This window comes from Flavobacterium sp. DSR3-2 (assembly GCF_049896525.1).
Lineage (GTDB): Bacteria > Bacteroidota > Bacteroidia > Flavobacteriales > Flavobacteriaceae > Flavobacterium.
The window spans coordinates 18230-43890 of sequence record NZ_JAFCUM010000007.1 but is presented as its reverse complement, the minus strand read 5'-3'; the positions used below and the strand labels follow the sequence as shown (position 1 = coordinate 43890).

Annotated in this window: 22 protein-coding genes and 1 pseudogene; 18 read left to right on the top strand and 5 right to left on the bottom strand. The window is 33.3% G+C overall.

Annotated elements, in window-relative coordinates; genetic code table 11:
• Positions 1–23 precede the first annotated feature (23 nt).
• From ACP7AV_RS09900 to ACP7AV_RS09835, 14 genes are all read left to right on the top strand, one after another.
• The gene (locus ACP7AV_RS09900) at positions 24–908 is read left to right on the top strand and encodes an alpha-1,2-fucosyltransferase (RefSeq protein WP_426091825.1); all 885 of its coding nucleotides are present in this window, start codon (positions 24–26) and stop codon (positions 906–908) included.
• Between the two features lie 27 nt (positions 909–935).
• A complete protein-coding gene (locus ACP7AV_RS09895) occupies positions 936–2234 on the top strand; it encodes a hypothetical protein (protein WP_426091824.1) in 1299 nt (432 codons plus the stop codon).
• Positions 2235–2453: 219 nt separating this feature from the next.
• Positions 2454–3476: an EpsG family protein gene (locus ACP7AV_RS09890; RefSeq protein WP_426091823.1), complete on the top strand. Its 1023-nt coding sequence runs from the start codon at positions 2454–2456 to the stop codon at positions 3474–3476.
• Positions 3476–4483: a hypothetical protein gene (locus ACP7AV_RS09885; RefSeq protein ID WP_426091822.1), complete on the top strand. Its 1008-nt coding sequence runs from the start codon at positions 3476–3478 to the stop codon at positions 4481–4483. Before ACP7AV_RS09890 ends, ACP7AV_RS09885 begins: the two co-directional genes overlap by 1 nt.
• Positions 4473–5528 (top strand): glycosyltransferase family 4 protein, encoded by a 1056-nt coding sequence (locus ACP7AV_RS09880; RefSeq protein ID WP_426091821.1) that lies wholly within the window; start codon positions 4473–4475, stop codon positions 5526–5528. The genes ACP7AV_RS09885 and ACP7AV_RS09880 overlap by 11 nt, the downstream gene beginning before the upstream one ends.
• A 358-nt stretch (positions 5529–5886) precedes the next feature.
• A complete protein-coding gene (locus ACP7AV_RS09875; protein ID WP_426091820.1) occupies positions 5887–6861 on the top strand; it encodes an NAD-dependent epimerase/dehydratase family protein in 975 nt (324 codons plus the stop codon).
• The gene (locus ACP7AV_RS09870) at positions 6858–7601 is read left to right on the top strand and encodes a glycosyltransferase family 2 protein (protein WP_426091819.1); all 744 of its coding nucleotides are present in this window, start codon (positions 6858–6860) and stop codon (positions 7599–7601) included. The genes ACP7AV_RS09875 and ACP7AV_RS09870 overlap by 4 nt, the downstream gene beginning before the upstream one ends.
• On the top strand, positions 7571–8503 hold the full coding sequence (locus tag ACP7AV_RS09865) for an NAD-dependent epimerase/dehydratase family protein (RefSeq protein WP_426091818.1): 933 nt from the start codon (positions 7571–7573) through the stop codon (positions 8501–8503). Before ACP7AV_RS09870 ends, ACP7AV_RS09865 begins: the two co-directional genes overlap by 31 nt.
• Before the next feature lie 115 nt (positions 8504–8618).
• Positions 8619–9167 (top strand): dTDP-4-dehydrorhamnose 3,5-epimerase, encoded by a 549-nt coding sequence (rfbC, locus tag ACP7AV_RS09860; RefSeq protein ID WP_426091817.1) that lies wholly within the window; start codon positions 8619–8621, stop codon positions 9165–9167.
• 640 nt (positions 9168–9807) lie between these two features.
• The gene (locus ACP7AV_RS09855) at positions 9808–10191 is read left to right on the top strand and encodes an SDR family oxidoreductase (protein ID WP_426091924.1); all 384 of its coding nucleotides are present in this window, start codon (positions 9808–9810) and stop codon (positions 10189–10191) included.
• A 357-nt stretch (positions 10192–10548) separates the two neighbouring features.
• The gene (rfbB, locus tag ACP7AV_RS09850; RefSeq protein ID WP_426091816.1) at positions 10549–11595 is read left to right on the top strand and encodes a dTDP-glucose 4,6-dehydratase; all 1047 of its coding nucleotides are present in this window, start codon (positions 10549–10551) and stop codon (positions 11593–11595) included.
• 239 nt (positions 11596–11834) lie between these two features.
• Positions 11835–12701: a glucose-1-phosphate thymidylyltransferase RfbA gene (rfbA, locus tag ACP7AV_RS09845; RefSeq protein ID WP_426091815.1), complete on the top strand. Its 867-nt coding sequence runs from the start codon at positions 11835–11837 to the stop codon at positions 12699–12701.
• 110 nt (positions 12702–12811) lie between these two features.
• Positions 12812–13765, top strand: coding sequence for a UDP-GlcNAc--UDP-phosphate GlcNAc-1-phosphate transferase (locus ACP7AV_RS09840; RefSeq protein ID WP_426091814.1), 954 nt, complete (start codon positions 12812–12814; stop codon positions 13763–13765).
• Between the two features lie 228 nt (positions 13766–13993).
• Positions 13994–15928, top strand: coding sequence for a polysaccharide biosynthesis protein (locus tag ACP7AV_RS09835; RefSeq protein ID WP_426091813.1), 1935 nt, complete (start codon positions 13994–13996; stop codon positions 15926–15928).
• Positions 15929–16276: 348 nt separating this feature from the next.
• Here ACP7AV_RS09835 and ACP7AV_RS09830 read toward each other — a convergent pair whose 3' ends face one another.
• Positions 16277–17017, bottom strand: coding sequence for a tyrosine-protein phosphatase (locus ACP7AV_RS09830; protein ID WP_426091812.1), 741 nt, complete (start codon positions 17015–17017; stop codon positions 16277–16279).
• A 287-nt stretch (positions 17018–17304) separates the two neighbouring features.
• Here ACP7AV_RS09830 and ACP7AV_RS09825 point away from each other — a divergent pair, with 287 nt between their 5' ends.
• On the top strand, positions 17305–18471 hold the full coding sequence (locus ACP7AV_RS09825; protein ID WP_426091811.1) for an acyl-CoA dehydrogenase family protein: 1167 nt from the start codon (positions 17305–17307) through the stop codon (positions 18469–18471).
• Between the two features lie 539 nt (positions 18472–19010).
• Here ACP7AV_RS09825 and ACP7AV_RS09820 read toward each other — a convergent pair.
• Positions 19011–19571: a DUF6642 family protein gene (locus tag ACP7AV_RS09820; RefSeq protein ID WP_426091810.1), complete on the bottom strand. Its 561-nt coding sequence runs from the start codon at positions 19569–19571 to the stop codon at positions 19011–19013.
• A gap of 510 nt (positions 19572–20081) precedes the next feature.
• Here ACP7AV_RS09820 and ACP7AV_RS09815 point away from each other — a divergent pair.
• The 3 genes and pseudogenes from ACP7AV_RS09815 (at position 20082) to ACP7AV_RS09805 (ending at position 21973) form a co-directional block, all read left to right on the top strand.
• The gene (locus tag ACP7AV_RS09815) at positions 20082–20273 is read left to right on the top strand and encodes a hypothetical protein (RefSeq protein WP_426091809.1); all 192 of its coding nucleotides are present in this window, start codon (positions 20082–20084) and stop codon (positions 20271–20273) included.
• Between the two features lie 206 nt (positions 20274–20479).
• A complete protein-coding gene (locus ACP7AV_RS09810) occupies positions 20480–20851 on the top strand; it encodes a nucleotide excision repair endonuclease (protein WP_426091808.1) in 372 nt (123 codons plus the stop codon).
• Positions 20852–21088: 237 nt separating this feature from the next.
• A pseudogene (locus ACP7AV_RS09805) lies at positions 21089–21973 on the top strand (IS982 family transposase).
• A gap of 50 nt (positions 21974–22023) precedes the next feature.
• Here ACP7AV_RS09805 and ACP7AV_RS09800 read toward each other — a convergent pair.
• From ACP7AV_RS09800 to ACP7AV_RS09790, 3 genes are all read right to left on the bottom strand, one after another.
• Positions 22024–22803, bottom strand: coding sequence for a glycoside hydrolase domain-containing protein (locus tag ACP7AV_RS09800; protein WP_426091807.1), 780 nt, complete (start codon positions 22801–22803; stop codon positions 22024–22026).
• A gap of 423 nt (positions 22804–23226) precedes the next feature.
• On the bottom strand, positions 23227–24099 hold the full coding sequence (locus ACP7AV_RS09795; RefSeq protein WP_426091806.1) for a metallophosphoesterase: 873 nt from the start codon (positions 24097–24099) through the stop codon (positions 23227–23229).
• A gap of 20 nt (positions 24100–24119) precedes the next feature.
• Entirely contained in the window at positions 24120–25616 is a 1497-nt protein-coding gene (locus ACP7AV_RS09790) for a RagB/SusD family nutrient uptake outer membrane protein (RefSeq protein WP_426091805.1), read from the bottom strand.
• Positions 25617–25661: the final 45 nt, after the last annotated feature.

Below are 25661 nucleotides of genomic sequence, written 5' to 3'. Positions count from 1 at the left end.
TTAAAAAAGTTTATAAATAAAAAATGGACGTAGTTTTAATTTTCAATGGTTTGGGAAACCAAATGTCCCAGTATGCTTTTTATTTGCAAAAAAAGAATATTGATAAATCGACACGATTCATGTTTGACAAGCGTTCTGGAGCCACTCATAACGGTTATGAATTAGAAAGAGTATTCAACATAGGTTACAAGGAGGGCTTTTATGATTCTGTGTTGTTTCTATTGTTTAGAATTCTTTGTGTTAAGAAATATCCTGCTTTTTCTAAACCCGTCTTGAAATTTTTAAATTTAATTGGGATAAGTTTAGTTGAAGAAAGTGAAAATTACGATTTTGATGAAAAGTTTTTGAAACCATCAAAAGGAATTCGTTTTTTATATGGAGGATGGCATTCTGAAAAATATTTTTGTTCTAATAAAAATCAAGTCTTGGAAACATTTAAACTAAATGTGGATGACCAAGTTAATTTAAATTATTTGGAAGAAATAAAAAGGACGGAGAGTGTTTCCTTACATGTTAGGAGAGGAGATTACATGAAGGGAATTCATTTCGAATTATATGGTTCTGTTTGTACAAAAGAATATTTTGAAGTTGCGATAGACAAGATTAATAAATTAATTGATAATCCACGATTTTTTGTTTTTTCCAATGATTTACAATGGGTCCAAGAAAATTTAAAAATGAATAATTGCACATTTGTGGAGTGTAACAAAGGCATTGATTCCTGGAAAGATATTTTTTTAATGAGTAATTGTAAACACAATATTAATTCCAACAGCACTTTTAGCTGGTGGGGAGCATGGTTTAATCTGTATGGAAACAAAGTGGTTATTGTTCCCAAGTACTTTGTGAATAATTTGGAGACTAAAGATTTTTATCCTGACAGTTGGAAGAAAATTACGGATTATTAATTGGATCATAATTAAATGCTGAACAAAATGCCAAACGTTGCTTTTACAATTGTTGCAAAAAATTATATTGGGTTAGCCCAAATATTAGAAGAATCTTTGAAAACCAAAAATCCTGACACGGATTTTTTCATAATTGTGGCTGACGAATTTCCAGAAGGATATGATACTCAAGAATTGGCATCGAACATTTTGATGGCAAAAAAGGAATTAAATATTTCCGTTGAAAAATGGAGAGACATGAGTTTTAAGTATGATCTAACGGAGTTTTGCACTTCCATCAAACCAGTTGCTTTTTCCTATTTTATTGAAAAAACAGAATATGAAAAAATTATATACCTAGATCCGGACATCTATATTTACAGCAGTTTGAATCCAATTTTTGAAATGTTGGAAGAACATTCCATCGTATTGACGCCTCATGTGACAACTTTGCAAGATACATTTCAAGGAGATCGTTCTGAAAGTGGATTGATGAGCACAGGCGTGTTTAATCTAGGTTTTTGCGGGATAAAAAGAAGTTTGTCTTCCAAAAAAATGATTTCTTGGTGGCATGAAAGATTATTGGACAAATGTTATATAGATTCATATGACTCTTACTATACTGACCAAAAATGGATGGATTTTTTGCCGTGTTATTTTAGTGGCAGCGAATTATTTGTCTCTCGACATTTAGGAATGAATATTGCACCTTGGAATTTTTTTGAACGTGAAATTTTTCTTGGAAATGAAGGTTTGAAGGTTTGCAATCGCGAAGGAAACATTGAAAAATATGACTATCCAGTCATATTTGTTCATTATTCAGGGTATAATTATATTGAATTAAAAAAAGGGAATGTGGTCCAAAATAATATTTCTGGCATAAAAGAGTATGAGGACATAAAACTTTTGACCGATGTCTATGCAAAGGCAATATATGACAAGAGAGAACTATTTGATCAATATATAAAAGAAAAATACTCTTTTGGGACATTTGAAAACGGAGTCATGATAAAAGGTTTTCATCGTAGGATTTATCGATCGCTGGTAAATAAAGGATTGGTGTTTGACAATCCGTTTTCCATTGACGACGATTCATTGTACCATGAGCTAAAAGTAAAGGGCATGACGAAACCGTCGAAAATAAATTTAGATAAAGCCACAAAGGACAACTTAGAAGGAGTAGGCAAAAAATTAAAAATGTTTAATGCCGCTTCAAGATTGCTTTACAAATTGGTTGGATTTGAAAAATACCTGCTTTTAATTCGGTTGATGCGGCCTTATAGTCGTTTTGAATCTCAAATACACTTAATGAACCCTGATTTTGATGAAGAAAACATTAAATATTAAGACAATAAAGCGTGGAAAAAACAGCAAAGGACAATTAAAAAAGAAGAACCTTGATTCGCATTATTAATTAAATAGATTGGTACAGAGCTTTATTTTTTTATGTTAAGACTAATATCCGATCTTTTTTCCGATGGAAAAATATATTTATTTTTTTATCTATGGTTTTTTTTTCTTGCTGTTTTAGAAATAAGCAAGGATTTAAAACGATATAGAAATCTATTGGCTTTTTTTTCCGTGGTCTTATTGGCACTTTTTACGGGATTTAGGTGGGAAACGGGGACGGATTGGTTTACTTACAAAGAATTGTTCGATACATTGGAGTTGAATTGGACTTTTTTATTGGATGTATACGCTTTTGACTTAGGTTATGTCATTCTTAATGCATTTGTGAAATTATTTACGGATAATTACACTTTGTTTTTATTGATTGACAGTTTTATTGCCCTCGGCATAGTATTTTGGTTTTTAAAAAAATATTCTCCCAACCCCAATATTTCTTTATTCGTTTTTTACAATGCTTTTTTTGTAGCCCAGTTTATGGGGAGTAATCGAAGGATTATTTCATTGGGAGCTGGTTTGTTTGTTTTTTATTTCGTGCATGAAAAGAGGTATAAAAAATATGCAATTTGGCAGACGGTGGCATTCTTGTTTCATAGAACGTCCATCATGCTTATGTTTACTTGGTTTGTTCCTCGAAAACGTTTCTCAATTAAACAAATTTTGATAATTTTATTGGTATGTCTTCTCATTGGAATTCCCCAAATTCCTTTCAAATTGGTGGGAGTTTTGGGTGAAGCCTTATCTGCTTTTAGCAGTAATCCCTTTGTGGAAAAGATGTTGTTTTATTCCGAAAATAATGAGAATGTAATTTCTGAGAATACCAACCCGGTTATATTGATGACTTTGTCTGTAATAAAAAGGGGTATTTTCATATCTTTTTATTTATATGTGATAAAGAAAAATAAAGGTGTGTTGGACGCTCTATCCGATTATTTTTTGAATATTTATATTGTAGGTTTTGGTTTGTATTTATTATTTAATGGTTCGCCAATATTTCAAATGATTTCTACTTATTTTACATTTATCGAGATTGCTTTGATAGGTCGGTTTTGGAATTATACCAACATTAGAACTAAATTCATTTTTTTGGGAGTGCTTTTGCTGTATGGTTTTTTTCAACTATTGAGTTCTCTAAGTGCTTATCCCGAATTATACATTCCTTATAAACTTTATGCAAATTAATGAAAAAAACAAAAAAAATATTAATCATGACAGGGTCTTATCCGTCGGATGTTTGTGGGGTTGGAGATTATACGCACAACTTAATTAATCAGTTGAAAAAAAATGATTCCGTAATTGATTTATTTTATAAAAATGAATGGTCAATTAAGTCATATAAAAAATATTTGAAAGAATTGTTATCCCAAAAAGTGGATTTCTATCATTTGCAATATCCTACCGAAGGATATGGTTATAGTCTTGTGCCTTTATTGTTATTGCTGTCGCTTGCCCGCAAAAAGACCGTAGTCACACTTCATGAACTTTCAAGCAGAAACAGGCTTGCCTATATTTATAGCCAGTTGTTGGTGTTTTTTTCCAGTAAAGTTATTGTTACCAATAGTTTGGAGGAAAAACATGCTCGTAGATTTCTTTTTAATGCCAATAAAGTGCATGTCATTCCCATAGCAAGCAACATTCAAAAATCGACTTTTTCAGATGTTGCATTTAAAGAAAGAACAGTAGATTTGGCTTATTTTGGACACATTAGACCAATAAAAGGAATAGAGAGTTTTATACAAGCGGTCTCTCTTTTGGATGGGAAATTTAATGTTCAACTGATTGGTCAAGCATTGGAAAGATACCTTGATTTCTTTAATGGAATCAAAATAAAAGCAGAGGAATTGAATGTGGAAATGGTTGTTGACAAAGAGGAAAATGAGGTTGCAAATATATTGTCAAATGTTAAAATAATGTATCTGCCTTTTCCTGATGGCGTTTCAAATAGGAGAGGAACTTTATTGGCAAGTATTCAGAATGGTTGTGTGGTTGTTTCAAAAAAATCTGACATTGAAGATTTTAATGTTTTTTTTGAGAAATATATTTATTTGGTAGATTCTGATGAAGAGGCGGCGGACGTGATTCAAAAACTCTTAAAAGAGGAATTGCCTCCAAAAGATTTGACCCAAGCCAAAAATATATTTTCTTGGGATAATGTTGTTTCAAAACATTTGAGAGTTTATGATAAATAGAAGGAATAGAATGAAAATTGGGATAGATTGCAGGCTTATAAATAAAGTTCAAAATACCGGTATTTCCAGATATACCGAGTTTTTGATTGAATATTATATTAATCGTTTTGGTTCTGAAAATATTATTTTGATTTCAAATGATGATTGTTTTGAATATAAGGGGTGTGAAATATTGTATACAAAGCTGAGACCTTTTAATATTTTACATTTTTTACATTTTTCCAGTTTTGTGGAAAATTTGGGCATCGATTTGTTCCATGTTCCTTTTTATTCCGCTTTTTTTAAAAAAAGTCCAGATATTAAAATTATCGTTACCGTACATGATTTGATGTATCGACTTGTCACGGATTTTTTTGGCACTAACAAACTTTTAAACAATCTTAAAATTAAATATTTTGATTTTATCGTAAAAAAATCGCTGCTTAATGCAGACAAGATTGTTTCGATTTCTCAAACAACCAAAAAAGATGTTTTTGCAACGTATGGTTTTGATTCGTTTCATATTCCTGAAGATTCTGAAATAGGCGGTGAAGGGGATTATGCCATTTTGGAAAGGCATAATCTGCAAATGAAAAAATTCTATTTTTATTGTGGGAACAATAGGCCGCATAAAAATTTGAATTTTATAATAAAAATATTTGAAAACAACCCTAATTTGCCACCGTTGGTTTTAGCCGGAAAAGGGCATCACGATTTTGAAAATGTGATAACAACAGGTGTGGTTACTGAAGAAGAGCTAAAAGCATTGTATCAATCAGCAACAGCATTTGTTTTTCCATCAAAATATGAGGGTTTTGGATTGCCGGTATTGGAATCTTTGCGGTTGGGGACATCAGTAATAGCATCAAAAATTTCGGCATTTTTAGAATTTAAAACCCAAAATATTTTCTTTTTCGAACTAGAAAATGAAAGGGATTTTTTGGAAGCCATAGACCAGGCTTTGTCGCATGACTTTGTTCATGATAAATCTTTTTTGGATTATTATGATAAAAACAAGATTTACGAACTGAATGATGTCATGATTAATGATTTATTAAAAAAATAATTGATTTTTATATTTTGAACACGAAAATGATGGAATATATGAGGAATAATTCCAAAATTGTCAAGATTTGATTTTTGAAGATATTGATTTTGAATTAAAAAAAGAAAAAATGAAATATACGTTTATCTATTTCGTTTTTTATGAAAAGCAAAAGTGTTTTTTATTGCTTTGAACATTTCCTAAAATTGCTGAAGATTATGAAAAACGTAATATTTCACATCACGGATCAAGCTCTATCTTATTATTTGATGACAGCATCAGAGAAAACATTTGTTTGAGCAAAAGTTTTAAATGTCAAATATGTCCAAACTGATTTAGGTATGTTGTACCGAAGATGCCAATTAAATAAATACCCCAAATGATGCTTGTAAAGAAAAAGATATTAATAACCGGCGGTTCAGGATTTATAGGAACTAATTTGATTGAAAAGTTAGTTTTGGACGGTCATGAAATTTTAAATGTAGATATTAAGGAGCCAAAAATTTTTGTGTTATCTAAATATTGGAGAAATGTCGACATTAATAATTTTCAAAATTTAAGACAAAATGTTCATGATTTTGATCCCGATTATATTGTTCATTTAGCTGCTCGTACAGATTTGGATGGAGAAAGTTTGGAAGATTACAATACGAATGTGATGGGTGTGGAAAATTTGATGAAAATAGCCAATGAATTAAAAACATTAAAAAAAATCATCATTACATCTTCCATGTTGGTATTTTATGGCGGATATTGTCCTAGAGACCAGTTTGATTATGCTCCAACAACAATTTATGGGGAAAGTAAAGTAAAAACCGAAAAAATAGTTTGGGAACATGCACCATCTTGTGATTGGGCAATAATCAGGCCTACATCTATTTGGGGACCATGGTTTGGAACACCCTACAAGAATTTTTTCGAAATGGTCATTGCAAAAAAATATTTCCATATAGGCAACAAAGGGTGTACCAAAACTTATGGATATGTTGGCAATTCCATTTATCAAATAGAGAGAATACTTTTTACCGAAACAACGAATGAATTGAACAAAGTGTTCTTTATTGGAGATAATCCAGCAACTAACATTGAAGAATGGGGAAATGAAATTGCCAATGAACTTGGAGGCAAAATTAGAAAGATACCTTATTTTATAATTAAAATGGCAGCTTTTTTGGGTGATGCTTTAAAGTTGACAGGGATTTATTTCCCCATGAATTCATTTCGGTTGCACAACATGACAACAAATAATATAGTAAACTTAAAAGACACTTATAAAGTTGCCCCAATATTGCCTTATTCAAGAAAAAAAGGAATAAAAATAACTTTAAAGTGGATGTTGGAAAAGAATATATGAAAATATCAATAATAACGGTTTGTTACAATAGTGCAAAAACTATCGATAAAACTATTCTTTCCGTTGCGAATCAGACTTATAAAAATATAGAATATATTATTGTTGATGGAAATTCAAACGATAACACTTTAAGAATTATTCAAAAGCATGATGATAAAATCTCTAAATGGATTTCAGAACCAGATCAAGGACTTTACGATGCTATGAATAAAGGAATTGAAATGGCAACAGGTGATCTAATTGGGATTTTAAATTCTGATGACACTTTCAACTCTACTACTGTAATTGAAGAAATAGTGAATTTTCATAGACATAATGATATTGATGCTTCTGTAGGAAATATTGTTCAACATAAAGATAACAACAAAATTGTAAGATTATATACTTCTAAATATTGGAATCCTGAAAAGCTCAAAATTGGATTTATGCCTCCTCATCCTTCTATTTTCTTGAAAAGAGAGTTGTTTGGCTTGTATGGATTTTATGATTTGGGATTTAAAATTGGAGCCGATTATGAATTAATCACTCGGTTTTTTCTAAAAAATAAGATTACTTGGAAGTATTCTGGAATAATAACTACCGCGATGTTAGTCGGTGGTTTAAGTAGCTCAGGGAGCTCTTCGTATAAATTAATCACCAAAGAAATTCAAAAAGCACTTAAAATGAATGGAATTGTATTCTCTCCAAATTTAATTAGAACCCGTTTTTTATGGAAAGTAATTGGATTTTTGAAAAAATGAAAGAGCAAAATCAAGTTTTAATTACAGGAGCGTCAGGATTTGTGGGAACTAATCTTCAAGACTATTTAAAGAATTCATATGATTTAAAGTGTTTAAGTGTTCGTTACCTTCCCAACCAGCAATTTGATTTGGCCACCGATGCCATTATTCATTTGGCCGGTAAAGCACATGACTTAAAAAAAGTTTCTTATCCAACAGATTATTACGAAGCTAATTTTGAGTTAACCAAACAATTGTTCGATTCGTTTTTAGCATCAACAGCTTCTGTTTTTATATTTATGAGTACTGTAAAAGCGGTAGCAGATGCCGTGGACGGAATCCTGACGGAAGAAGCAGTGCCAAATCCTAAAACCCATTATGGGATAGCCAAACAGCAGGCCGAACAATATCTTTTATCTCGGGAATTACCGCATGGGAAAAGAGTTTATATCCTTAGACCGTGCATGATTCATGGTCCGGGAAATAAAGGAAATTTGAATCTATTGTATCAGTTGGTTTCTAAAAGATTGCCATGGCCCTTGGGCGATTTCAAAAACGAACGTTCTTTCTTGAGTATTGAAAATCTTTGTTTTGTGGTTCAAGAATTACTGGAAAATGAGACGATACCCTCAGGAGTTTATCAGGTTTCCGATGATACAGCGTTATCGACCAACGAGCTAATAACTATATTAGGAAGTAGTTTAGGTGAACAAAGCAGAATTATTACTATTCCATCCGCTTGGATAAAGGGCATCGCCAAATTGGGAGATCACTTGCACTTACCCCTTAACACGGAACGTTTGCAAAAACTGACTGAAAATTATGTCGTAAGTAATAAAAAAATTATTAAAGCGATAGGAGAGCCTTTGCCTATTGACTCAAAAGAAGGTTTACTTAAAACGTTTACTTCCTTTAAAAAATAAATTTTTGTTTTGGTCCCAACTTTGCCTCACCTGACAAAAAAAACATAACTGGAGGCCATTTGTATTCAATTATAAAACAAAGCCCTCTTCAATATTAAATGTTAATTAAATAAAAATGATTTTCGAAAAAACCCCAATACACGATTTAATCCTAATCACGCCAACTGTTTTTGAAGATTCGCGCGGGTATTTCTTCGAAGCCTACAATCGAGCCAGATTTTTAGAAAATGGGATAGATTATGAATTTATACAAGACAATCAGTCCTCCTCTACCAAAGGAGTAATTCGAGGTTTGCATTTGCAAATTAATCCGTTTGCACAGGCTAAATTAGTACGTGTGTTGCAAGGAGAAATTCTTGATGTAGCCGTAGATTTAAGAAAAAATTCAAGTACTTACGGGCAGCATTTTAGCGTAATTTTGAGTGCCGAAAATAAAAAACAATTAATGGTGCCTCATGGGTTTGCGCACGGTTTTTCGGTTTTGAGTGACACAGCTTCCGTGTTGTATAAAGTTGATGGTGCGTATGATAAAAATAGTGAAAGAGGTATCCGCTATGATGATCGTACTTTGGCCATTGATTGGCAATTGCGTCCGGATGAGGTACTTGTTTCTGATAAGGATTTGATATTGCCGGGATTTGATTCCATTGACTGGGAGTTTTAAATATTTAACTGCAAAGTTCATAAAAGGCACAAAGTTTTTGTGTTAGCAAAGTCTTTCTAAGAGTTTAGCGTTCAAAGTTTATAAAAGTATAAAGTTTAAAGTTTCAAGTTGTCTGTACTATTGAGAATTGAATTTAATTGCAAAGTTCATAAAGATGGCGCGGAGCACTCCACGTTATATGACTGGGAGTGTTCAGTGTTTAATCGCAAAAATTGCAATTCAGACTGTAGAATATAACAGTAATTTAAATCCATATTAAAAAAAATACAAATCGTTTGTGCATCGGACTATTGCTACGGTATAAAATACACTTGATGTCCTGATGCTTTAGCGCTCAATAAAAAATAAAATAAAAAAAATTTTAGTAACCTGATCGAAAGAACAGTTTACTTCTGAATTAACCCGGTAGTCAAAAATATATTCACAATTTGAATGAATTTTTACGGACCGTCAAGAGCTAGATTTGTGTAATTTAGAACAGTTAGCAAAGCAATTGAATTTTCTTAATTCTCAGATTATTATTAATTGTGCCGCACACATTGTAGTGTAAAAAGCCGAAACCGAAGTTGAATAGGCTGATATGCTCAATCATCAATCAATAGCTGTTGTTGCAAAATGGAGCCATGGCAACTTGTGTTAACTGATACACATACTTACTGATTATGTTTTTGACGAAACGGCAGCCACCGAATTAAACGAAAATGAACCAACGAAACTCATTAATGTATATGGTGTCATCAAATTAGCGGGTGAAAAGGAATGCTTACAACAAAATCCGGATGCGATAATAATCCGCACCTCTTGGGTTTATTCCAGTGTTGGCGCTAATTTTGTCAAAACAATGTCAAAATTGATGCTAGAGCGAGATCATCTGAATGTTGTAGCTGATCAGATAGGAAGTCCTACTTATGCCAATGATTTGGCACAAGCCATCTTGACTACTGACACACACACGATAATTGTCAGTCCGGGATTTATAATTTTTCTAATGAGGGCGGAATCTGTTGGTATTAATTTGCTTTAGCGATACAGGAAATTGGTGGTTTTGACTGCGAAATTAACGGAATTCCCACCGTTAATTATCCAGCACCGGCAAAACGACCAGCCCTTTCTTTATTGGATAAAAGCAAAATAAAAAATACGTTCGGGCTTTCCGTGACTGAATATTAATTTAGTTTAGAGAAATGTATAATGTTGTTGAGTAGTTAGAAGCGATTAGTTGTTTGAAAATGATAAACAATGAGAGGAGATCACGCTTGCAATTTTCCTTTCGCTCCAGCAGCAAACATAGCTGAAAAAAGGACGTTCCTTTTTAATGTGATTTAAGAGTTAATAAAAAAAGTTAGTACGTTTTTAAAACTAATTAAAACATAAAAATAAAATGAAAAAAATAGTAATCACCGGTGGTGCCGGTTTTATAGGGTCTCATGTGGTACGACTTTTTGTAAAGAAGTATCCACATTATCAAATTTTTAATTTGGATGCGCTTACTTATGCAGGAAATCTAGAGAATATAGTTGACATAGAAGCAGCTCCCAATTATACTTTTATCAAAGGGGATATTGTTGATGCCGCTTTTATTGATCAATTGTTTGAGGAACATCAATTTGATGGTGTTTTGCATTTAGCAGCTGAATCACATGTAGATCGTTCCATAACGGATCCGCTTTCTTTTGTAAAAACAAACGTGATTGGAACGATGAATTTGTTGAATGCCGCCAAAGCAACTTGGCAAGGCAATTATGAAGGAAAGCGTTTTTACCATATCAGTACCGATGAGGTTTATGGTAGTTTGGGTGCCGAAGGACTCTTTACAGAAACCACTGCTTATGATCCAAATTCCCCGTACTCTGCATCTAAAGCGAGTTCAGACCACTTTGTAAGAGCGTATGGTGAAACGTACGGTTTGCCTTGTGTGTTGACCAATTGTTCCAATAATTATGGCCCTTTTCATTTTCCGGAAAAATTAGTTCCTTTGTTTATCAATAACATTATCCAGAATAAACCTTTACCGGTTTATGGTGATGGAAAATATACCCGCGACTGGCTTTTTGTTGAGGATCATGCTGTAGCGATTGATTTGGTATTCCATGAGGGAAAAAACCACGATACTTATAATATTGGCGGTTTTAATGAATGGCAGAATATCGATTTGGTCAAATTGCTTTGCAAAATAATGGATGACAAATTAGGAAGAGCCCAAGGAACTTCAGAACAGTTAATTGCGTATGTTAAGGACCGCCCTGGCCATGATTTGCGCTACGCTATTGACGCCAGTAAAATCAATACAGAATTGGGATGGAAGCCTTCTGTTACTTTTGAGCAAGGTTTGGAAAAAACGGTTAACTGGTATTTGGAAAATCAAACCTGGTTGAATAATATCACTTCTGGGGAGTATGCAACTTATTACGAGAAACAGTACAATTAGTTTTCAATAATCAACTTTTACAAGTTAGTTTTGAGTGATTGATGTTCAGTAGTGAGTTGTCAATAAATTTTTGAGAATTCAAATTTTAGGTAATGAGAAACATACTAATCAAAGTTCAGAGTCAAAACACCATAATCATATTAATATGAAATCGGCATTAAAAATGAGTTTGTGAAAGCAAACACCAATACCTAAATAGCGATAGCAAAAATGATTAATATATAATAAATTTAATATTTATGAAAGGAATTATTTTAGCCGGAGGTTCCGGAACCCGTTTGCATCCATTGACTTTAGCAATGAGTAAACAAATGATGCCCGTGTATGACAAACCGATGATTTATTATCCGTTATCCACTTTGATGATGGCAGGAATTAACGAAATATTAATTATTTCTACGCCTCACGATTTGCCTAATTTTAAAAAGTTATTGGGCGATGGGTCCTCTATTGGGTGTCGTTTTAGCTATGCGGAACAGGCTTTGCCTAATGGTCTTGCGCAAGCATTTGTTATTGGGGAAGAATTTATAGGTTCTGACAGTGTAGCACTGGTTCTTGGGGACAATATTTTCTTTGGTTCTAATATGGATGAATTATTGCAATCCAACACCAATCCAGATGGTGGAGTGGTATTCGCCTATCACGTTTCGGATCCGGAACGGTACGGTGTGGTTGAATTTGATGCGGATTTTAAGGCACTTTCAATTGAAGAAAAACCACTGAAGCCTAAATCCAATTATGCCGTACCGGGACTTTATTTTTATGACAATTCAGTTGTTGAAATTGCCAAGAACATTCAACCAAGTGCGCGTGGAGAATATGAAATAACCGATGTCAACAAAGTTTATTTAGAAAAAGGGACATTGAAAGTTGGGATTTTAAGCAGAGGTACTGCCTGGTTAGATACCGGAACTTTTAATAGTTTAATGCAAGCCGGACAATTTGTTCAGGTAATCGAAGAACGTCAGGGACTAAAAGTAGGCTGTATCGAAGAGATTGCATGGAGACAAGGTTTCATTACAGAGCAACAGTTGAAAGATTTGGCAGAACCATTAAAGAAATCCGGTTACGGAGAGTATCTTTTGGGATTATTGAAAAACAAATAATAAAAGGAGCAGACTAGAATTTGTTGTATTTTAAATGCCTTAATTTTAAGGTGTTTGATTCTCAATACCTTCTTCGTTACATACCTTCACTACACTACTTCTTATTAAAAATGGAATACATTCTACTAATTCTTTTATTTGTAAGCATAGAACTTCTTTATTTTAAAATAGCAGAGGCATGCCACATTATTGATAAACCCAATACCAGATCGTCACATACGGCTGTTACTTTGAGAGGTGGTGGTATCATTTTTCCTATTGCGACATTTATAGCATTTTTTATGGGATATGTTTCCTGGCCCTTAACTGCTGCAGTTGTATTAGTCGGCGTGGTCAGTTTTATCGATGACATGAGACCGCTACCACAGCTGCCTCGATTTTTAGCACACCTTATTGCTGTTGGATTGGTTTTTTTTGAACTCAATTTGTTTTACCAGCCTTTATGGATCTTGCCCATTTTACTCGTATTGATGATTGGCTGGGTTAACGCTTTTAATTTCATGGACGGCATCAATGGAATAACAGTTTTGTATGCAATGGCAGCACTACTCAGTTTTTCTTTTTTGCCCATTCACAGTGCCCATTTGCCCTTATTGCTAACGATGGGATTAGCTTGTATTGCTTTCGGAATTTTTAATGTTCGGAATAAAGCGAAAACCTTTGCAGGTGATGTGGGAAGTATTAGTATGGCGTTGTTTTTAGGGTATTTTATGATAAAAACTATATTTGTCACCGGACAAGTGGGTTATATTCTTTTCTTCTCCGTTTATGGTATTGATGCTGTTATCACGATTGTCAGCCGATTGATGAAGAAAGAAAACATATTTCAACCGCATCGTTCTCATCTGTACCAATATCTTGCCAATGAAATGGGACAATATCAAATTGTAGTGGCTTTTATTTATGCGGTGCTGCAACTGGTTATCAATGGACTGGTTGTTTATATGGATTCCAGAGGACAATTATCTTTATCATTTGTTCTTATGATTTTAGTAGTTTTGACCTTGCTTTATATCCTGATACGTGCGTTCGTTCATCGGAAAATGATTCTTAGAAAGTCGTAAACTACTGTCTTTTATCATATTTTTTTCAATTAGTCCGATACTCTTTTTGACTTCTATTTTTATATTATTACAAGGGCTGTGAATTACCAGTGTTTTTCAAAGTTTACGACTAGTTAGTTTTAATTTTGTTTCCTTTTTGTAAGCCAGTTGAAAAACTATTTCTATATTACCAGCACAACCTTTTAAAATACTATTTTGAGTACTATTAAAAACACAAACTCATCCGCTATGACACTAAATTTTTTATCCAGAAAAAATTTGAAATTTAGCCTGTCTAATTTAAGTTATTTGCCCAGATGGATCGTCGTAATGATCGATATCATAGTCTTAGTATTGTCTTGTTTTCTTACCATTATGCTTTTTAGGGGAACAGGATTGAATTTTGTTATTACACCAAATCCCATTAAATTCTTGTTTCTTTTTTTTGGAGTGAATATTTTCTTTTTTTGGATTTTTAGAACGTATTCCGGAATTATTCGTCATTCTTCTTATATTGACGCGGTAAAGATTTTCTTCTCTCAACTTGGAGTACTCTTCGTGTTTTTGCTTTTTAACTTCCTGTATGAATTTTTCTTTGGTGTCAAAGCGTTTTTAAACACCGCCTTGTTCATCAATATTGTATTTTCTTTTTGCGGATTATTTTTATATCGTATTTTAATTAAACAGTTATTTGAGTTTTTTTTCGCTGAACAAGGAACCAATAAATTAATAAGAGCAATCATTTACGGTACAGATGCTAATGCTATTTCGGTTGCGAATGCCTTAAAATTTGAAACTCCCACCAGATTTAAAATTGTTGGATTTGTAGATAAAAACAATCAAAATACGGCCAAGCGTATTATGGACCTGCCGATTTTGTTCAAAAAGAAAAAATTACCCCCGTTGATGCGCTCCATTAATGCTCAGGCCGTAATTATTGCTGACAAAAGTTTATCAAAAGAAGAACAATTGCTTATTGTAGATCAATGTTTGGAGTTTAATTACAGCGTTTATACTGTGCCATTGATTAGCGATTGGGAAAATCAAAAAGAGATTTCTCAAAAAATAAAAACGATTCAAATTGAAGATTTACTGGAAAGAAAACCGATACTTTTGGATAGTAAATTAATTTCAAAACAACTTAAAGATAAGGTCATTTTAATTAGTGGTGCGGCAGGATCTATTGGAAGTGAAATCGTACGGCAGGTAATCAGCTTTAATCCTAAAACAATACTTATTTTGGATCATGCCGAAACGCCCCTGCATCATTTATCATTAGAAATACAAAGTCATGTTTCCTCTACTACCATAGTCACCATTATTGCTGATGTAAGAAATAAAGAAGTGTTAAACAGTATTTTTAAAATCCACTTGCCCCAGGTTGTCTATCATGCAGCGGCGTATAAACATGTGCCTTTGATGGAAGAAAATCCTTCGCAAGCGATTCTTACCAATATTGAGGGAACCAAAAATCTCGCCGATTTATCGTGCTTGTATAAAGTCAAAAAATTTGTAATGATTTCCACTGATAAAGCTGTGAACCCCAGTAACGTGATGGGTGCCAGCAAACGAATCGCCGAAAAGTACGTACAATCCCTGCAATTCAAAAATGAGAGTGACGGAGAAAAAAATACTACTAAATTCATTACGACACGATTTGGAAATGTATTGGGGTCGAATGGTTCCGTAGTTCCTTTGTTTACAAAGCAAATTGCCAGCGGCGGCCCTATTACCATTACGCATCCTGATATTATCCGGTATTTTATGACTATTCCTGAAGCATGTCAATTGGTTTTGGAAGCTGGAGCCATGGGTAATGGAGGAGAGATTTATATTTTTGATATGGGTAAACCCGTCAAAATTATTGACTTGGCGAGAAAGATGATTAAACTGGCCGGTTTTACACCTGAAAAAGACATCAAAATAGCCATAGTCGGATTGAGACCGGGTGAAAAATTATATGAAGAATTGTTAAATAATACTTCAAAAACCCTACCTACGTATCACGAAAAAATTATGATAGCGGAGGAGATTTTAGATGATTTTAATGCACTTAATCATTCTATAACGGAACTTATTGAGTCAGCCAATCAGTTTGACAATGACCGAATGGTCGCTCAAATGAAGCAAATTGTACCTGAGTTTAAGAGCATGAATTCTACTTTTGAATTATTAGATAAGTAGAATTTTATTTAGGAATGTTGCACCAGAAAGGTTGTAAAGTATAGGTGCTTTACAACCTTTTTTTATGGTATTAATAGTAGTTCAGACCGGAGTTTTAACAGGTTTTATTTTGCAAATTTTTCGCAACGAATTTCACGAATTTATACGAATGTGAGAGGTTGTATTTACTGTTTTTAAAAAGGTCTTTAAAAAATAGTTTTAAATTTAGTAATTCATGCGGTTATCGTCCGTTTTATAAAAAAGTTTTCTTTTCGTTTTGATCCAAGTTTTAAACCGATTTACAATGGTAGCCGATTTTGGTTTGAAAAACGTCATCCTTACTTTTAGAATCAATAGATGTACTTTAGTTTATCCAAATTTAAAAAACTGATTGTTCGCTATCGCTTCTTTCAACGGAGTTATGTCTTTGATGGCTACTTTTTGATCAAAGGCAGCGATGTGGTTGTCATGATGCACATCTGTTCCTACATAAGTGTACATCCCTTTTTGCAACAATTCTTCTGCTATTTTAGTAATAGCACCGCCATAATACCCCACGGTGGATAATAGGTTGAGTTGGAACAGACAACCTGCTCTTTTTAATTTTACGTATTCATTAAAGTTATTGTGGTAGAAAAGGTAGCGTTCAGGATGTGCCAATACCGGTATGTATCCGGCTACCTGCAAATCGAAAAGTATCGAGTATAATTGGATTGGTGCATTGATGTACGACATTTCCACCAGCACATATTTGTCTTTTAGGGTCAATAAATTACCCGATTGAAAAAGACGCACAAATTGATCATCCATCAAATACTCGGCCGCTGCTTTGAAGGGAACTGTTATTGCATTTTTTTCCAATTCAGCCAATGTGCTTGCTCTCTTGGCGAGAATTTGTTCGTGAGTATTGTCCCAAACATGTTGTATTATGTGTGGTGTGGTGATAAATTCGGAAATACCGAATCCCTGCAGTGCTTTTGTCAGTCGGAGCGTATCTCCAAATATTCTGGCGCCATCATCAATTCCGGGTAACAAGTGGGAATGGATGTCAATATGATGATTCGGAATTAAGTCTTTCAGTACAGATTTTGATTTGAATATTGAAAACATGGTACAAAAGTAGCAAAAAGTTTTTAGTATTTAGATTTTGTTTGGTGTCAGCTTTTTGACCACCGTGATTGAAAAGGTGTTGGTATTTCAGAGAAGTCCAGCAGCTTTTTTAATTCGATTGTGATTCAGTAACTTATGATTAGTTTACTTAAAGGTTTTTGAATCCAAAATTTATGTAACTTTAGATAGCGAAATCTTTTTCAAGTTGCAAATTGGGAATTACTTTTTTTAATTTTTCCAATATCAGCATCAGTTCAAGTATTTTATAAACTAAAAACTGTATTAAAATGTTACAAAATATAGTAATGGAACGAAAAATTTATGCCTCCGAAGAGCATAAAATGATGCATGAGATGATTCAAGAATTCATTTCGAATGATATTATAGATCATTTAGATGAATGGGAGAAAAATGGAATGGTATCCCGTGAAATATGGAAACGAGCGGGGGAATTAGGATTGTTGTGTATGGATATGCCTGAAGAATATGGGGGAGGAGGATTGGATTTTACATTTAATGCTTTGTTAATTGAAGCGTTTGCCAAAAAAGGAATAACCGGTCCTGGATTTTCATTGCACTCCGACATTGTAGCGCCTTATTTATTATATTATGGAACCGAGTCACAAAAACAAAAATATTTGCCATTGATGGCCAAAGGAGAAATTATTACTGCAATAGGAATGACGGAACCTAGTTGCGGAAGTGATTTGAAAGCCCTTCGAACAACGGCAGAAGATAAAGGAGATCACTACTTGGTAAATGGTCAAAAAACATTTATCACCAATGGATTTATGTGTGATATGGCTGTCGTGGCTGTCAAAACCAATCATAATTCGGATGAGGAGGGTGTTACGTTACTTATTTTAGAATCAACAATGGAAGGCTTTCATAAAGGAGTTCCCTTCAAAAAGATTGGAATGAAATCACAAGATACGTCCGCGCTGTTTTTTGATAATGTCAAAGTTCCGAAGAAGAACAGGCTGGGAGATGAAAAAGCAGGTTTCAAAATTATGATGCGGGAACTGGCTCGAGAGCGACTTACTGTTGGGATTACGGCGGTTGCTACAGCTGAAGGTGCTATCGAAAATACTATTAGCTATACCAAACAACGAACCGCTTTTGAGAGCCCTATTTCCGGATTTCAAAACACCCAATTTAAACTTGCGGAATGTGCCACCCAACTGCAAATACATCAGGCTTTTTTAGATCGATGTATCGAATTATTAGTAGATCATAAATTGACAACAGAAAGTGCTTCGATGATTAAATATTCGGCAACCGACATGTGCGGGAAGGTCGTCGATGAATGTTTGCAATTGTATGGTGGTTATGGCTATATGTGGGACTATCCAATTGCTCGTATGTATGCTGATAACCGTGTGGCACGCATTTATGCCGGAACAAATGAAATTATGAAAATAGTCATTGCTCGCGGATTGTTTAAAGATCTGTGATGAGTAAATTGATGTTAGATAATAAACAAGATTCTTGGTTGGCGAGAAGGGCTCAAATAAGGAAGGAGCGATGATTCAAAAAAAAAGAAATTAATAATCTCCGTTAAAACCAATGATTCTGGCGGAATCAAAAGAGTATATTTTGACCAGATTAAAGATTATTCGTGTAAATAATTGGGCAAAATATTTAATAAACACATTTGCAAATCTGCATCAATGAAAACAGACAAATAGACTGGATAAAATCCGTTAAAAAAAGAGTTTGATTTGAAACAGATAAAAAGTGACAAAGGCAAATCTTCAAAAGAATTAAACACTATAATTTATCGTGTGAAATCTTGGTTTACAAGTACTTTTTCTTAAGTTCAAAAAGTGCATTTTCAGAAGTATGTAGACGAGTTTAGTGACCGTATTGATAGGATAATTTACAAGGAAAACATCTTTGACCTGCTTTTAAACAGAGTTATGACTGCTCAAAAAGTTTTATATTAATACATTATAATAAGCGTACATCTCAATAAAAAATGATACTAGTTCTGCTAATAATACAATCTAAAATCGAGAAGTTTGCAAAGAGCATAGTTTTTTTGATGTAATTCTTCTACAATTTCTATGATGTCATCTTGTTCTTCAAACAAGCTAAAGAAAAGTTTATCAAGGGAACTGCTGGTTATGTTTTGGTGGGAAGCCCCATAACCGGAAACTGCGCGTGCTCCTGTAACATCTAAAAAATATTGAGCCTCATCTGGGCTTAAGTCCAATACTTTTGCGTTTGCAAAATGCAGAATTTTTCCTTTCATTTTTCCTTCAAAAAGTTCGGCTATTTCTTCTAAGCTATAATAATATTCATTCAGGCAAATAGTATTTCCTTCGCCTTTCACTACGAAGTAAATGATTTCATAATTGGTAAAATTATGGTCTTCATAAAGCAGAGAATTTAAACTTTCTTCTAATCCTTCAATAGAATCACATGTTTTGTAAATGCTTGTAATACCTCGTTCAAAAGCTAGTTGCTCTAAGTTTTTGACCACTTCAGTTGTCTTATTTGTGTCTACATCAGGAACTGCTTCAAGGCAGAAAATAAAGGTGTCAGAATCCATGAAATTTAGTTTATTGAGATGATTTAATACGAACAATTATTTTTTTGAAATACAAAACCCTAATTTATAACATATTTTAAAGGATAAAAACAAATAACGTTTATTCTAAAACTTAGTATGATTTATGCAGATTACTTATTTGCCGACTTTATAATTTCATTTTGTAAAATTACTGCAGAATAAAATTCATTGTTAATATTTACTAATAAATAGTTGTTAACGGATTGCTGATTTATTTGTTTTAAAATTAAAAAATAATTCTGTAGGCGAGGATAATTTTAATATAATAATGCCTCCGCCAAATTTATTGTTCATAATTAAATTTCGGAATAGGACTTATAAAGTAGTACTTTCAGAAAAAGTTACTATTGTTTTGCGTCTCCCGTTTTTTGTTTCTTTACTACTTTTTATTTTTTATTTGTCAAGAAACTTCAAAGACTAAAGCCTCATTACCGACTGAAGATACCACAACAGAAAATAGCATTCAGGCGAGAAAGTTTAGACTTAGGAATGACAAATTATGCAAATCAAAAGTTGGATAGTGCTTTTTATTTTTATAACCGTTCCAAAATTTTATCTGAGTTAGAAAACGATAGTCTAATAATTGTCTATAATTTAGTTCAAATGGCTGTTATTCAAGAGGTTTTTGGGGATTATGTAGGGAGCGAAAAAAATCTAATCGAAGCCTTGCCTTACCCATAAGGGAATTTACTTTATCAAGCATCGGCGTTTAATCAGTTGGGGATTTCATCTAAACAACTTTTTAATTATGAGGACGCCTAGTATTATTATGACAAAGCTTGGATATATCGCGAAAGAATACGCATCGTGCTGCAGTTGATGCAGATGCAGCCTTTTTGTTGTTTTCTAAATTACTAGTATGCGATTAAGTGTGTCACATTGATCAAATGATTAAAAAAACAGCACAAGATCAGCTTTTATCTCCTAATCTACCACCGGATGATTTTCTTAAATTGCCCAAAAGATCGGGTGTTTATTATTTTTATAATACAGTGAAAACAGTTATTTATGTTGGAAAAGCGGTTAATATTAAAAAACGAGTAGCTTCTCATTTCGCTTGCAAGAATATAAGTTTACAAAGACAAAATTTTTCACGAGAAATTCGTAGTGTATCATTTGAAATTTGTGCTACGCAATTAATGGCACCAGTAGTAGAATGTGTAGAAATCAAAAAACTATTGACAGCATACAATCGTGCGCTCAAACGCTTTATGCTTAAACATGGTCTTTACCAAAGTGAAGATAGAAATGGGTATTAGATTCAATTAATTAAAACAAGGTACTGTGAAATTTTATTGCTTTATTGTGGGTTTTACCTAAAAACACACAAAAGTAATATCTCCATGAGAAATTTAAACTAAATATTATCTTTTTGCCTTGCTGTAATTGTTGATTCACCAGTTGGGTGCAATTATTTTGAAGTAAAATAAAGTGATTAGATATTGGTCAAGTCGCTGAATTTTAGTATCTTGATGTCGACAAACAACCCAATACCTATGTCAAATATAGTAAAAAATTATTTTAGAGTTTTAGAAGTTATTACTTCTTTTAATATTGTTTAAAATATAGAAATTCGAGCTGGAAGAAGACTTAAAATGTCTGATCTAGAAATAGTTGCATTGAGCTTAACTTCTGAATATATGTCTATTGATGGTGAAAATTCATTTTTTAATCAATTACAAAAAGGAGAAATTCCTAATTTAATGAAGCGAAGTCAATACAATAAAAGGAGAAAAAAGTTATTCCATTTTACTGAAAAACTCAGACAACATTTGTACTCAAAATTTATTTAATTTGAAAACTATTTTACAGTATCCAGTATGACACTTGAGATTTGTAAAATGGCTAGACATAACAGAATAAAAATATGTAAAGATGACATTCACACTGCGCCTAACAAAGGTTTTTGTGCATCACAAAATACTTGGTTTTATGGTTATAAACTTCATGGAGTTTGTAGTATTTCAGGAGTTTTTCAATCAATAGATATTACAAAAGCAATTGTTCACGATGTACATTTGTTAAAAGATTTAAAATATCAATTATCTAATTGTGTGCCACTTGGGGACAGAGGTTATTTGTCTGCAGCACAACAATTAGACTTGTTTGAAAGTGCAAATATCAAATTGGAAACATCATTGAGAAAAAATCAAAAAGGATATAAAAAACAACCAAATATCGATAGAAAATCAAGAAAAAGGATTGAAACTTTATTTTCTCAATTGTGCGACCAATTTATGATTAGATGAAATTATGCGCAATCTTTTAAAGGTCTTAAAACAAGAATTTTGGCTAAAATAAAAGCGTTAACTTTGGTACAATTCATTGATAAATTTATTTTTGATAAACTAATTAATAATTTTAAAACACAAAGAATTTAATTACACCCAATGGGTTGATAGTAACAAAATATTACATAATACTTTTTTAATTAATCAGTTAATAATCCCATTTTTGAAATCCACTGATCTTCAATTCCCCAATTTTTGTTAGGTAATGCTCCTGTTTCGATAATTAGAGTTCCGCCATTAGTGATCTCTTCCTGCGTCAACCAATTCCTAAATAATGCCTGACCATTTAAACGAACCGATTGAATATAAAAGTGATCTTTATTGTAATTACTAACTTTGATATGAAATGATTTTCCGTTTTCCCAATTTAATTTTACGCTCTCAAAAATTGGAGCAGTCAAATAGTAAATTGGGCTTCCAATATTTGCCGGAGACAACCCTATACTTCGCATAACAAACCAGGACGACATCGTACCGGCATCATCATCCATAGTTCGTACATAAGCCTGGGGTTCATTCTTATAAATCCTTCCAATGTAGGAATCAACGCCTTTACTATTCTCATTAAAATAAGCCTGAACGACCGTATCCAACATGATATTGCGAAACAGTTTTTGTGATTTCCAAGGTTGAGAACTCGAATTATACAGTCCCGGAACTTGTAAATCAGGCTGATTCGCATGGTTGTAATTGTCCTCGGCAAAAAACAGGTCCAATTGCTTTAAAAAAGAAACTTCTCCGCCTGTTAATTTTTTGAGACCTGACACATCAAAAGGAACAAACCAGCGATACTGCCAAACAGTGCCTTGATACATGCCGCGCGCAGGCATTTTATCGATATCTTTCAGGGACAAATCAGCGAAATCTTTTTCCCAAGAGCGTTTATAGCCTAACGCTTTATTCAAATACTTGACGCTCAATAAGGAATCTTTGGTAATTTTCAGGATTTTAGACTATTTATTGAACCAGAAAAAGATGGTGTCCAAACATCTAATACGCTATTTTTGCTATCATTACTTTCTTTGCTCTCATATTTCACTGCATATTATTTTGGGAAACTGAATAAGAATCCATAATTTTAAATACTGTTCTTAATGCAATACAAACCGAATATAGTTTTACATTAATAGGGAACAATAGTTAGTGATACGCCAATTATATCTTTTATTACATGTTACTGTACTTTCATTGTAAACAGATGAAAACGCTATTATCGGTAAGGTAAAAATTTAGTAGACATTACAAAATATTATATATATATTAATAATGATAGAAGCTCATTTTAACTAACAAACCCATTATTTCCCAATAAACTAATTTTGAAATAATGGGCTGTAGTCTGTTTATTTTGGTAAACTTATGGTATCCAATACAGAATCCAAATCATAGTAGTTATGGCTAACTTGATTTCCATCTACTTTTACGATCCGGAATCCCGAGGGGTCTTTTCCCAGAGGACGCCCCACAGGCCCAGTAGTTACCATTTCCATTAGACCGCATTTTCCAAAAGCATTTCGGTGGTAATGTCCGGCGAATATATGGCTAACTCCAGCACCACTAAATAAAGGCAGGTATTTGTCCCGGATTTTCTTATCGATATTAAAATAATCATCTTTTTCTTCTGGTTCATTTAAAAACCAAGAATGATGTTGAAACACTAATATAGGCTGTGATTTTTCCTTTTTTCCTTTTTGAAGTACGTGATGCAACCACTTGTCCTGCCCATTAGCCTCTTTTAAAACTCCTGCAGGGCTTTTGTAATACAAAGAATTAAGAACTATGCCCAACATTCCTTTATACTTAATTGTGTAATAATCCGGCCCAAACTGTTTACGATAGGCTACTATATCTTTCTTATGAGGATCATTGCCGATATCGTGGTTGCCAGCAACATGGTATATGGAAATGGATGGATCAAGCATAGCCACAATCCGCTTATATTCGGCAAGTTGTAAAGTGTCGCCAGGCCGGTTAATTAAATCACCCGTAATAATTACAAATGCAGGATGCAGATGATTTGCCACTGCAATTGCTTTCTCAAAATTCTCAGTTTCTTTTACAAATTCCTTATTTGAATTAAAGAACCCAAACTGAGGGTCAGTCATCTGAATGAAAAAAAACGGTTTCTTAACCTGATTCCCGGTTACGCAACCCATACAGGTAATTAACATAAATAAGAACGCAATCAATGGTTTTGTTTGATTAAAATACTTCATTTGATTAAAATTAATTTGTTTTACCAACCACTATTTTGAGGTAAAAGCTTTGGGTTAGTGTCAATTTCACTCTGCGGCACAGGCCATAACATATACTGTTCATTAAATCGTGCTCCACTTTCATTAATGTAAGAAAACGCATCTTCAAAACGTCCTGTATTAAGATTATAGACCTTGTGTGTTCGCTGAATGTCAAAATAAGCTTTATTCTCGAAAGCAAGCTCATGATAACGCTCTCTCCAAACTGCTTCCCGAAATTCGTTTTTTGTTAAGCCCAAAAGTGGAGCGAGATTAGCCCTTTTCCTGATCATATTGATTTGAGTGTAAGCATCAGACGGTCCTTTAACCTCGTTTAAAGCTTCCGCGTAAATCAGCATTACTTCAGGTAAACGTAAAAGTGTCCAGTTCTGGTCAGAATTTCCGTCTCCATTTTGTCCAGCAGCCTCTTCTAACCAAAATTTATACAAAGAAGGAGTAAATTTAATAATCTTGGTTGGACTACCCTTGGCAAAACTTTCTGTAAAGTAAAACTGTCTTTCTTGCGTACGTTTATCATTGAGTTCATAAGAAGACACAAATTCTTTAATTGGTACAACAGTTCCAAGATCACTAGTTAATTTAGATATTCCGCTTGGCGAAATAAATTCTGTTATCCTGTTAATTTTTACACTTCCAAGATACTGAACCTGAAATATCAGTTCTTGTTTATTTTTATGTGCTCTGTCATGAAGATAGGCATAATTATCAAACAATTTGTAATAATTACCGTCCAGCACCTCTTTTGCTTTTGTTGCCGCTAACTGGTAAAACTCCGTACCTTTATTTAGAGGGTAACCGGCCATTGTTAAATAAATACCTGACAACAGCGATTTTACTGCACCTAAAGAAGGTCTTCCAGTTTCATCAACCTGAGGTAAACCTGACTTTTCTGCTTCCTTTAAATCATTAATAATTAATTCATATATTTTTTCTTTGGATGACCTTTCCGGATAAAGATCTGGACTAGAAAAATTAATTGGCTCAGTAATTAGCGAAATATCTCCATATAGTTTCACTAAATATGAATAATATAAAGCGCGTAGAAAATATACTTCGCCGAGAAGCCTTTTCTTTGTAACTTCATTCATATTAATAGCTGGGATCCTTTTTATTGCTAGATTTGCATTAGCTATCCCATTATAAAAATCTGTCCAAATGACATTATAAACCGGCTCATTTGCAGAATTAGTGTGCTTTATTGATCCCTCTTTATATTGCGAGCCCCCTAATCCAATATGTCCCACAGGCATTTCTAATAACGACCACGGCGCATCGCCTCTGTATTCAATTTCCTTAGTAAATGATTGCAACATTGGGTATATCCCTGCTACAGCAGCCTGAGCTTGGGCAGCCGTAGTGAAATAATTTTCCTGAGTAATTGCAGATTTATTGTTTTCAGAAAGGAAATCATTACTACAGCCTGTGCTAAAAATCAAGAGCAGTAACAGTTCCGGCCAGTTTTTTACTATTTTTTTCATTATTATATAATTATTTTTAAAGGTTATGAATCTTGAATAAGCTTA

Coding starts and splice junctions, on each gene's coding strand:
- rfbA (WP_426091815.1), top strand. CDS start 11,835: ATGAAAGGAATTATTTTAGCCGGAGGTTCCGGAACCCGTTTGCATCCA.
- ACP7AV_RS09815 (WP_426091809.1), top strand. CDS start 20,082: ATGACAAATTATGCAAATCAAAAGTTGGATAGTGCTTTTTATTTTTAT.
- rfbB (WP_426091816.1), top strand. CDS start 10,549: ATGAAAAAAATAGTAATCACCGGTGGTGCCGGTTTTATAGGGTCTCAT.
- ACP7AV_RS09880 (WP_426091821.1), top strand. CDS start 4,473: ATGATAAATAGAAGGAATAGAATGAAAATTGGGATAGATTGCAGGCTT.
- ACP7AV_RS09885 (WP_426091822.1), top strand. CDS start 3,476: ATGAAAAAAACAAAAAAAATATTAATCATGACAGGGTCTTATCCGTCG.
- rfbC (WP_426091817.1), top strand. CDS start 8,619: ATGATTTTCGAAAAAACCCCAATACACGATTTAATCCTAATCACGCCA.
- ACP7AV_RS09795 (WP_426091806.1), bottom strand. CDS start 24,099: ATGAAGTATTTTAATCAAACAAAACCATTGATTGCGTTCTTATTTATG.
- ACP7AV_RS09790 (WP_426091805.1), bottom strand. CDS start 25,616: ATGAAAAAAATAGTAAAAAACTGGCCGGAACTGTTACTGCTCTTGATT.
- ACP7AV_RS09820 (WP_426091810.1), bottom strand. CDS start 19,571: ATGGATTCTGACACCTTTATTTTCTGCCTTGAAGCAGTTCCTGATGTA.
- ACP7AV_RS09900 (WP_426091825.1), top strand. CDS start 24: ATGGACGTAGTTTTAATTTTCAATGGTTTGGGAAACCAAATGTCCCAG.
- ACP7AV_RS09875 (WP_426091820.1), top strand. CDS start 5,887: ATGATGCTTGTAAAGAAAAAGATATTAATAACCGGCGGTTCAGGATTT.
- ACP7AV_RS09865 (WP_426091818.1), top strand. CDS start 7,571: ATGGAAAGTAATTGGATTTTTGAAAAAATGAAAGAGCAAAATCAAGTT.
- ACP7AV_RS09810 (WP_426091808.1), top strand. CDS start 20,480: ATGATTAAAAAAACAGCACAAGATCAGCTTTTATCTCCTAATCTACCA.
- ACP7AV_RS09830 (WP_426091812.1), bottom strand. CDS start 17,017: ATGTTTTCAATATTCAAATCAAAATCTGTACTGAAAGACTTAATTCCG.
- ACP7AV_RS09840 (WP_426091814.1), top strand. CDS start 12,812: ATGGAATACATTCTACTAATTCTTTTATTTGTAAGCATAGAACTTCTT.
- ACP7AV_RS09870 (WP_426091819.1), top strand. CDS start 6,858: ATGAAAATATCAATAATAACGGTTTGTTACAATAGTGCAAAAACTATC.
- ACP7AV_RS09835 (WP_426091813.1), top strand. CDS start 13,994: ATGACACTAAATTTTTTATCCAGAAAAAATTTGAAATTTAGCCTGTCT.
- ACP7AV_RS09825 (WP_426091811.1), top strand. CDS start 17,305: ATGTTACAAAATATAGTAATGGAACGAAAAATTTATGCCTCCGAAGAG.
- ACP7AV_RS09895 (WP_426091824.1), top strand. CDS start 936: ATGCCAAACGTTGCTTTTACAATTGTTGCAAAAAATTATATTGGGTTA.